At 69.4% G+C, this 3,585-nt stretch carries 3 protein-coding genes; 1 reads left to right on the forward strand and 2 read right to left on the reverse strand.

The window, feature by feature from the left end; all coding sequences use genetic code 11:
* A partial coding sequence (locus PNO31109_RS21710; RefSeq protein WP_217433194.1) for a hypothetical protein occupies positions 1–993 on the forward strand: 993 nt, incomplete at its 5' end.
* Here PNO31109_RS21710 and PNO31109_RS21715 read toward each other — a convergent pair.
* Together PNO31109_RS21715 and PNO31109_RS21720 are read right to left on the reverse strand one after the other, a co-directional pair.
* Entirely contained in the window at positions 977–2,464 is a 1,488-nt protein-coding gene (locus tag PNO31109_RS21715) for a sensor histidine kinase (protein ID WP_150557510.1), read from the reverse strand. The two genes, PNO31109_RS21710 and PNO31109_RS21715, sit on opposite strands and share 17 nt — an antisense overlap.
* A complete protein-coding gene (locus PNO31109_RS21720; protein WP_150557511.1) occupies positions 2,464–3,213 on the reverse strand; it encodes a response regulator transcription factor in 750 nt (249 codons plus the stop codon). Before PNO31109_RS21720 ends, PNO31109_RS21715 begins: the two co-directional genes overlap by 1 nt.
* Between the last annotated feature and the right edge of the window lie 372 nt (positions 3,214–3,585).

The following is a 3,585-nucleotide window of genomic DNA, read 5'->3' on the forward strand; positions in this document are numbered from 1 at the left end:
CCCGCCGCGAGCGCGCCGGTGGCCGCGCCAAGCCCGCCCGGCGCAAGCGCACCGGCGGCCGAGGCCCCGCAAGCGTCCGCGCCGCTGCCCTGGTGCGTGCAAACCGCCCTGCGCGAGGAAGACGACCTCATGCGCAACTTCGGCGGCATCCCCGCCGGCGTTCGGCGCATCGAGGAAACGCGCTTCATCGCCAGCTACGATCGCAGCACCGGCAAGGTCGGGCCGCTCGACAACGGCAATCGCTTCGTGATGGAGTTCGACCCGCAGGGCCACCTGCTCACGAGCACCGACCGCGGCCACTACGCCTACGATGCGGCGGGCCGCCTGCGCAGTATCGACGGGGCGCCCGTGGACTGGGAGGGCGCCGACACCTGGGTCGTGCATGGCGCCTCGCGACGCGAAGCGTGGAAGGAACAGGTGCGCGTGCAAGGCGATCACCTCGAGTGGACCCGCCGCACCATCGCCGGCGGGAACGGGCCGCACCGCCGCCGTCCGGGCAGCCTGCAGGCGCGACGCTTCGACGATGAGTGCTTTGCATTGTCGCGCCAGTGGGACGCGCCCAACGAAGCGCGCCAGGTCGTCACGGCAGACGGCAAGGTGCGCGCTGCCCCGAAGGTGGTGTCCTATCGCACGTTCTCCAGCGTCGAGCGCAAGCCCGACGGCGGCCGCGTGGTGCGGGACGACGGCGCCGCGGCCTTCATCGACGGGCAATGGCTGCCGCTCGCATGGGACAACGAGGTCGCCGAATATTCGCCGCGTCACGAGTTGACGCGCGTCACGCGCACCGATGCGGCCACGGGCGAGCGCCATGTGTCCGAATACCACTACAGGCACGACAGCCGCGGCAACGTCGTGCGCGTGGTCATCACGTCGCCTGGCGCGCCGGGCGAGCGCATCGACCCGTTCGCCAACGTGTTCGTGCGCAAACTGACGTACTACGACCCGGCGCCGGGCGCCCGTCCGGCCGACGGCCCGCTTACGTCGGCAAGGTAAACCGGAAGGTCGCTCCCTGCCCGCCGGGGGCGGGGGTCTCCACCAAGGAGATACGCCGTCCGTGCAGTTGCAGGATGCGATGCACGATCCGCAATCCCAGCCCGCCTTCGCGGCGGGCGCCCCCCACCGTGAAGGGCCGCTCGAAGAGCCCTTCGCGCGCGCTCTCCGGAATACCCGGCCCCGTGTCGCTCACCAGCACTTCGATCTCTGCCCCCATCGGCGCCACGGCCACGGTGATCGCCCCGCCTGCGGGCGTATAGCGCAGCGCGTTGTCGAGCAGGTTCGTCAACACGCGCTCGATGAGGCCGAGGTCGGCGCGCGCAGGCGGAATCTGCGGCGCGAGCGCCGCACGCAGGGCCACGCCGCGCGACTCGGCGCTCAGTTCGAATTTCTGGAAAACGTCCTGAATCAGATCGGTGACCGAGAACGGCTCGGCCTCGGGCTGCACGAAGCCGTGCTCGAGGCGCGCCAGCTCGAATAGCGACTGCGCGAGCGCCCCTACCTTGCGACTCTGATCGAGCGCGATGCCGAGATAGCGCCGCCGCTCGGCGGGGGTGAGTGCGGCGTCCTTGAGCGACAGCGTCTCGAGGTAGCCGTGCAGCGACGACAGCGGGGTGCGAAGGTCATGCGAAATATTGGCGATCAGCTCGCGCCGCTCCTGGTCCTGCCGCGTAAGCGTGCGCCACTGCTCGCCAAAGCGCTCGACCATCTGCCGGAACGCACGCTCGAGCACCATGATCTCGTCGTTCGGGCGCGCCGGCTGCGACGCCAGCGCATCGGCCGACATGGCCGGCAACGGTACGGGCGCCGCGTCGATGTCGAACTCGCGTACAGTGTCCGTGAGTCGCCGCAACGGCCGCGTGATGAGCGCGAAAGCGGTCAGGCCGGCCAGCAAACACAGCGCGGCCACCATGCCGATCGACCACAGCGCCGTATTGAGCGCCACGCTCGTCGCGCCGCGCGCGGCAAAGCGATCGTGCGCCTCGCCGAGCAATACGACATAGACGTAGCCGACGTCGCGCCCATCCACGCGCAGCGGCGCGGCGCTGAACACTTTGCGCGCCTGGGCATTGCGCGGGTCATCGCCGTAGATCGGCAGAGCGCCGCCGTCGAGCAATCGGCGCACGGGCGCCAGATCGACCTGCATGCGACGCAGGTGTCCCTGCGGCGCCGCATGTCCCGTGATGCGTCCCTGCTCGTCGAGCAGATACACCTCGACACTCGGGTTGACCACCATCAGCTGGCCGAACAGACGCCGCACGGCGTCAGGCTTCATGCCGTTCGCGTCCATGAGTTGCGCATTGGCCGCGATGTGTTCCGCGAGTCCTCGCGAGAGGCCCTGAATGACCTCGGCTTCATGCATGCGATTGGCGCGCACCTGCATCCAGGCGGACGTGCCGCTGCACACCAGCAGCAGCAGGGCGAAAACGAGCGACAGGCGCTGCGTGAGGGAGAGATTCCAGCGGCGCATCAGACGGCTCCCGCGTCGGCGCCCGGCTCGCCCTGCGCGCCCGGGCCGTCGGCGGCGAACCGGTAGCCGCGGCCCCAAACCGTAAGGATGCGCGCGGGCTGCGCCGGGTCCGCCTCGATCTTCGCGCGCAGGCGGTTGATGTGCGTGTTGACAGTGTGCTCGTACCCTTCGTGCTGATAGCCCCATACGGCATTGAGCAGGTCCATGCGCGAGAACACCTTGCCGGGCTGGCGCGCGAAGAAGTAGAGCAGGTCGAACTCGCGCGGCGTGAGATCGAGTCGCCTGCCCGCCAGCGACGCCTCGCGGGCGATCGGATCGATGAACAGGCCCGCGATCGCGAGGCTGCCCGCCTCCATGCGAGCGTTGCGTGCGAGCGCATCGACGCGGCGCATGAGCGCCTTGACGCGCGCCACGAGCTCCAGCACCGAGAACGGCTTGGCCAGATAGTCGTCCGCCCCCAGCTCCAGCCCGAGAATCCGGTGGACTTCGCTCGAGCGCGCGCTCGTGATGATGATGGGGGTGTAGCGCGTCATTTCCCGTGCGCGACGGCAGATCTCCAGGCCGTCCACGCTGGGCAGCATCAGATCAAGGATCAAGGCGTCCCAGCCGCCTTCGGCGAGGCGTCGCAGACCTTCGTCGCCGTCGGCGCAGTGCACGACTTCGAAGCGCTCATCGCGCAAATGCAGCGTGAGCAGGTCGGCGATATGCACGTCGTCTTCGACGAGCAGGACACGGCGCGGCGATTCCATCGGCTGGACGGCTCCCGGGAGAGTGGGTCTTGGAGGCCCCATTGTGCGCAGATCGGGCACCGTGAGGTATCACGAATTGTTTAATTTTACGTGAGGACTTCGCCATCGCCGGCGCACTACCCTTCAGTCATCGTTCAATCATCGATCCGGCGCCGCGCTGCGCCGTGTGCCACGAACGGCCCGCGCGCTGCGCCGTGTGCCACGAACGGCCCGCGCCCCACGCCGGATTCGCCACTCACCGGAGGATGTCATGAAGCTGTCTCATCGCCGCCCGCCCGACACCCGGCGCGCGGCCATCACCCCCGCCGGGCGGAGCCCCTCGCGGCGCGTCTTCCTGCTCAGCGCCACCGCCGCGGCCGCGGCTGTTGCCGC

The organism is Pandoraea nosoerga (assembly GCF_902459585.1).
In the GTDB taxonomy this organism is placed as follows: domain Bacteria; phylum Pseudomonadota; class Gammaproteobacteria; order Burkholderiales; family Burkholderiaceae; genus Pandoraea; species Pandoraea nosoerga.